Source organism: Klebsiella sp. A-Nf5, assembly GCF_002810545.1.
In the GTDB taxonomy this organism is placed as follows: domain Bacteria; phylum Pseudomonadota; class Gammaproteobacteria; order Enterobacterales; family Enterobacteriaceae; genus Klebsiella; species Klebsiella variicola.
The window spans coordinates 1-574 of sequence record NZ_PIOG01000104.1 but is presented as its reverse complement, the minus strand read 5'-3'; the positions used below and the strand labels follow the sequence as shown (position 1 = coordinate 574).

1 protein-coding gene is annotated in these 574 nt (G+C 34.1%); it reads left to right on the top strand.

The genetic code is table 11. From position 1 onward, the window contains the following. Positions 1-574 (top strand): hypothetical protein (locus CWM53_RS30980; RefSeq protein ID WP_165785068.1); only part of this gene is annotated, 574 nt, incomplete at both ends.

Here is a 574-nt window from a genome sequence, read left to right as displayed (position 1 = left end):
AAAAAAATCATTTGACTTTGAAAACCTGTTCTTTGGAGACAATCACCCAAAGGATGGTGAGGAATATTTAAAGGCAGAAAATGATTATATTATGAAGTCATATAATTTATTTCTGAAAAGTACTTCGGGTAATGAATTGTCAGAGGCGCAGAAAAGCTTTGAATATTACTGTAACTCCGTATGTAGAGTTGAGTGGGAGTATGGGGACATAGAATATCTTGAAGGTAATGTTTTTGAGTTGTCAATGTTAGGATCTGAATACATAGATGTTATGTGGTTAATTCAGAAAAACAAGAGCATAGAAATGGAAGAGTTAACTAATCTTAACGGTGTAATTTTAAGAGGAAGTGATGGTGTATTGTATAATTTACAAGAGAAATTTGATGATGAGTGCCTTAAAATTTTAAAGGCAAGCGAAAGCAAAGAAGAAGAAAAAGAAACGAGTCTAATTCATAAACTGAATAAACGAATTAAAATAGAATCCTCGCATTATTTCCCGGCGGGAGCCCTGCCTGCTGGTTGTGAGTTAGGAATGTCGCCAGAAAATTTATCCAGGTTTGAATTGAAGTTATCG